We start from the raw sequence: 4,805 nt of genomic DNA on the forward strand, positions 1-4,805 counted from the left end.
TTCAAAATCCGGTTCCCGCGAGGGAGTGTCGGTTCGAGTCCGACCACTGGTACCAAATGCTTGAAATGTATAGACTTTTCTTCCGCGCTCAGATTGCCATAGCAAGTTTTCTTTCACGAAATACACTCTTCATATCCCCGTAAGCGATAGAACCCAAGCACTGGATTCCATACCATGCTCCGGTTCAACTCCGGTCTTTTTGTGCGGATTTTGTGCACATCAATATCCTGCATTACTACACTACTAACCAAGACTCTCTAATACCCAGCTCCTAACCTGAGCATCAGCTTACTGCTGAGCAGGACACCTGTTCCGGTTCAGCTCCGGTCTTTCTTTTTTTGCTGTCAGCTGTTTTCTCACTCCTGTCATGCCCTACAGTCTAGCTAGGAATCACTGAAGTAATTTTAGTACAATGGCTTGCATGGACTAATAACGTTCGTAAGAGCTGCATAATTATTTGGATCAAGCAAGAATCAGCAGGGGGCAAAGACCTGGAATGACATCTAAATCAAGCTGCTTTGTGCGAAGTAGTGCCAGTACATATATTGATCAAGAGGCTGGGTTGCAGTGGGTTGCATTTGCAATAGGTCAGTCATTACAAGATCAGGGTGGGTACTCAGGTGATGGTAAGCTTTTTTCATGGAAGCAGCTGGATACGCTTATCGAAAAGCTTAATAACGGAAAAGGTTTTGCTGGCTACCGTGACTGGAGAATACCCACAGCTGCTGAGCTACAGGCACTAATTGAAGCTGATGTAACAGGGCAGGTAGTCGCTCTTGATGACTCATTGGAGTTCTGGAGTGCAACAGATGCAGGCGACTCCAATGCATTACTGATTTCTCGAAACACACCTTCTCCTGTTGGTAAACCCCACTCATACAAAGCTGTAATTCGGCTGGTAAGGCCTAGCTCGGTTATATCTGAGGCTGTGGTTACAAAGCCAAGTCAATTAGCAAATATAACGTCGTACTCTAGAACGCTGACAGACAAACTTACAGCTAATGCTGATCATGCAATCCAGCACTCACGCGCTGCTGTTGAGGGTATAAAGGAGAAAGGTCAGGGTAGGATTAAAGAGGTCGGCCTTGATCAACATGCTGTGCAGGCAAGAGAAAAAATCTCACTGCTGAGGCTTTTCTGGACGCGGGTATTGAAAAGTGACTTCCATGTTGTGCGTGCCAGTAAGCAAGAATCAGAGACCCTTGCCTCAGCAGAGCAGCCGGTAACGAGTCCCATTGCTCAGGACTACTCTAGCTGGAGAAGATCACTGTTGATGATCTCTTTGCTCGGATTGTCCTTTGGTTTGTTGTTCAAGTTAATTGATATGTTGGTGCTATTCAGAGCTGGGGTGGTGACCTGGATCATTCACTTTCAAGGAGTGGCGCTGTTCAGCATTCAGATTGCCACTACAGTTCTATGCGTGATCGCTGCAAGGTCGTGGGCTGATCTTCCCAAATCAAGATCTTTTGCGCGTTTGGCGTGGCTGGTGCAGTTTGTACTTCCCCTGCTGATTTTCATGCTGCCGTTTAGCCTTCTTATAAATGATCAGCTGATTCTGGCACAAATTGGTCTTGCCGCTTTACTTGCTCTGGCACCGAAAATATTTGGGTTGTTTCCAGGCCTGATACGTTGCAGCTTGACCATGAAAACTTTATTGCCGGAATCTAGTGTGCCAGGGTGGTTAGGGCTTCTGATTGCTCCCTTCTATGCGTTGCTGCTTTTAGTGGTGGCAATCGTAGCGCTGCAAATGGCTGAAGTTTTCCTGGCTGTTGGCTTGGTAATGATGTCTATCGGTATGGGTGTAGTGATTCTTCGTTCACAATTGTTGTTAGAGCCTCAAGGGCAAGAAGAGGCTTCGGTTTCAGTAAAAAGAATCAAGCAGCAGCAGATGATTTTCCAGATCGTCGGTATTGCTTTAATTGGTATTTTTGCACTGAAGCACGCGGAGTTGGAGGTAGGCTGGTTATCCAATCTGATTTATTTTGCCATCACGTTCATAGCTAACGTAACCCTGCTGACAGTGGTTATGTCTGACTTCCTGTTAGCAATGATTTATAAAGCTCGGCAGCAGGCAACTTCTTTTTCCAATACAGATAAAGCTCTTGCTCTTGATGTTCGGCTCAGTGACTTGTCTGCATGTGGCCTGACAGAGCTTGAGGCTGGGGAAGCTGAATTTGCAGCCGGAATGAGGAGTAAGGGAGGGGTATTAGCCGATAAAGCTGTGTCGCATCGCAAGGCTCTGTCGGAAAAGCTCAAGAGAAACTCAGTTAGCAGCTGATTATTGGATGCTGGTGTTAATTTATTGTGGTGCAATTACCTGAAACGGAGACATGCAAGCCGTAAAGCCGAGATCCTCAAGCATACATTAAATATATGGAATGTATTCTTGGAGGAACCCTGATGAAAACTCGATTCCGCTTTACGAATGAGCGCATTCACGCGTTACCCGCTAACCCACCTGAATCCCGTAGTACAGATCTGGAGTTTTCAGATACCGATGTCGTTGGCTTAAAGTGCTTATCAGGCCGCTCCGGTCAGAAGCGCTTTCTATTGCGTTACCGAACTCTGGATGGCAAAAAAGGCAGCCTGACTCTTGGCCGCTTTCCCATACTGGATGTTCAAGCAGCCCGTAAACTGGCAAGAAAACACCTGCTGGCTATTGCTGAAGGTGAAGATCCTAAAGCCCAACGGGACGCGATGAAAGATCTGCTCACTCTGAGTGAGTTCTTCTGGCAGATCCACCTGCCTTTAACTCAGTCACGTAATCGATCTTGGGATAATGACCGGCAGCGGTTCAGGGATTTGATCGAACCCATGCTGGGCGATATTCGCTATCAAGATTTAAGTGTTGCTCAAGTTCAACAATTCCAGTTAGCCATGAAGGATGGTACTGGCTTCAAGCGAGCCTACGCTCCTGCCACCTGCAATCGTGCTCTGGCGTTATTGAAAACCATGGGTGCTCACGCTGTCCGCTTGGGTATTGTTGAAGTGAATCAGGCTGGCAAGATTCAACTGCTCAGGGAAGATAATATCCGAACCCGCTTTCTGGATCTGGATGAATCCCATAACTTGATTCAAGCTGCACGCAACCATCCCAACAAATCCATTGGCGGGTTGGTGGTGATGCTTTTGCTGACTGGCTGCAGGGTGTCAGAACTGCGTCTGGCAGAACACAAGGATCTGGACTACAAGCAACGGGTGCTGGTGATCCCACCTAAACACACCAAAAACAAGCAGGGTCGCTTGGTTTACCTGACGGATCTGGCACTGGAAATGATTCAGTCCATCCCACGTTTGGCTGACAACCCTTATATCTTTACTGGACGTAAAGCTGGACGCCCCCTGACTGATATACGCGGAACATTTCGGCAACTCCTGCTGGAATCCGGTATCACCGATGTTGAAAACATCTGTCTGCATACCCTTCGGCATACCACGGCCAGCAATATGATTTCAGCAGGTATGCCCTTGAGTGCGGTGAAAGCTCAGCTCGCTCACCAGAGCATACAAAGCTCGGAACGCTACGCAAAACTCACCCCGCGCTCCCTTCAGGAAACCAGCCAGAAAGTCTCTGAGTTATTCACGGCTCACGGCTGAACCCGTCATAAAAGTAAGACTACCCCCCATAACCCCTCTTCTCCCCAACGGAAAAGAGGGATTTTTCATTGTCGAGGATACCCAGAATGAAATGGATCAATCGCTGGCCCAAGGCATCGGACTTGGAACTGCCTGAAATGGCCTACCAGGCACTGATCAACTACTTAAGCCAACCCTTTGATGGCTGCATCCAGGCGGCGCAAACCTACTGGAAGGAATACGGGTGCATGTTGATTGTGCTGGATCGCAATCAATCACTGGATGTTTCCATGCTGGGTGATTCCATCCGGTATGCCATTCAGCAAGCACTCAGCAATCCCGAACTAAAAGAGAGCCTGCCTGCGGGTTATGAATTGAGACTCACCATTACCAGTGACGAGGGTAGTGGCCTCTATCTGCTGTTACCGCCCTCTGCCATGAAAGATCAATCCACCCACCCACAAGGCGAAAACTGATGAAAAAACAACCGGAACCCGTCACCGAGGTTGCCTTTATGACCAAGGTGAAAAGTATCCGAGGGATTAAACCCCTGATCGAAAAAGCACTGCTGCTGTATGTGCTGATCACTGATGGCAATACCCCCCGCTGGGTAAAGGCCGTTGTAATCGGTGCACTGGCCTATCTGATCAATCCAGTTGATGCCATACCGGATGCAATCCCTGTCGCAGGGTTGGCTGATGACTTGGCTGTCCTGACCGCCGCCTTGGCATCCATTAAAGAAAACATCCGTCCTCACCACCATGCCCAAGCGCAAGACATTTATCGCAATATCTGACAAGCAGGAGAACACCATGAACCAGAAAGCCAACCGCAATGATAAAAAAGCAACTGTTATTGAACAGCAAGCCACCTCTGATTCAGCAGAATCAAATGCAGATGAACTCAATCAACTCCCTGAAACAACCGCGCCGGATCAATCAGCACCTACTGAAACCCCCAATCCTGATGAAGGTTATCAACTACTGATCGAAAAAGGTGAAGCCGCCAAGATCAGTCCCAAATCCACAGGCCGCATCTTTTATCAACTGGCCGTGAAGGAGGAAGACCAGAAACTCTATTTGCGGATCGACAGCAATGAAGGTGGTGGGTTGCACTCGCGTGAATGGGTCGATCTGGAAAAGCTGGTGCAGCTGATCATGGCGCAAGGTGATAAACCCTTCACCAGCAGTCTGTTCAAGCAAGCAATTCAAGGCAAAAGCAGCAACAAC

The 4,805-nt window shown here is 48.2% G+C and carries 4 protein-coding genes and 1 pseudogene; all 5 read left to right on the forward strand.

What is annotated here, in order from left to right; genetic code table 11:
- The first annotated feature begins 496 nt into the window (after positions 1 to 496).
- On the forward strand, positions 497 to 2,278 hold the full coding sequence (locus tag IBX50_RS17315; RefSeq protein WP_292257551.1) for a DUF1566 domain-containing protein: 1,782 nt from the start codon (positions 497 to 499) through the stop codon (positions 2,276 to 2,278).
- A gap of 122 nt (positions 2,279 to 2,400) precedes the next feature.
- The gene (locus tag IBX50_RS17320) at positions 2,401 to 3,597 is read left to right on the forward strand and encodes a site-specific integrase (protein WP_292257552.1); all 1,197 of its coding nucleotides are present in this window, start codon (positions 2,401 to 2,403) and stop codon (positions 3,595 to 3,597) included.
- Positions 3,598 to 3,683: 86 nt separating this feature from the next.
- The gene (locus IBX50_RS17325; protein ID WP_292257553.1) at positions 3,684 to 4,052 is read left to right on the forward strand and encodes a hypothetical protein; all 369 of its coding nucleotides are present in this window, start codon (positions 3,684 to 3,686) and stop codon (positions 4,050 to 4,052) included.
- Positions 4,052 to 4,372: a YkvA family protein gene (locus IBX50_RS17330; protein ID WP_292257554.1), complete on the forward strand. Its 321-nt coding sequence runs from the start codon at positions 4,052 to 4,054 to the stop codon at positions 4,370 to 4,372. The genes IBX50_RS17325 and IBX50_RS17330 overlap by 1 nt, the downstream gene beginning before the upstream one ends.
- A gap of 16 nt (positions 4,373 to 4,388) precedes the next feature.
- Positions 4,389 to 4,805, forward strand: a pseudogene (locus IBX50_RS17335) (hypothetical protein); the annotation flags it as partial.

This window comes from Marinospirillum sp. (assembly GCF_014859565.1).